This window comes from Bacillus cereus group sp. Bce019, from assembly GCF_051781745.1.
Taxonomy (GTDB): Bacteria; Bacillota; Bacilli; order Bacillales; family Bacillaceae_G; genus Bacillus_A; species Bacillus_A cereus.
In genome coordinates this window covers 1-260 of the sequence record NZ_JBPWJX010000205.1, presented here as the reverse complement: position 1 = coordinate 260, position 260 = coordinate 1, and the positions used below count along the sequence as shown (strand labels likewise).

The window sequence follows — 260 nt, the reverse complement described above, 5'->3', positions numbered from 1 at the left end:
AGGCCGCGCCGAGGTCGGTGGTCGCCGCGCTGGCCACCGTCTGCTCGGCCAGGAAGCCATCGGGCGGCGTCTCGCCGTACAGGCGCGGCGTGGCGCCGGTGCCGCGCCACACCAGGTGCACCACCCCGCCGGCCGGGATCACGAAGGACGTGATGGCCGCCTGGCGCAGCATCGAGAAGCTGCTCGGGATGGTGATGGTGCGCGGATTGACCGCATCGGAGTTGGTGAACTCCAGCCCGACCCACTGGCCCGCCGGGATG

1 protein-coding gene is annotated in these 260 nt (G+C 72.7%); it reads right to left on the bottom strand.

The features are described from left to right. Nucleotides 1-260, bottom strand: a 260-nt coding sequence (locus tag ACS2QP_RS28020) for a hypothetical protein (protein WP_438883104.1), incomplete at both ends; no start/stop codon positions are given.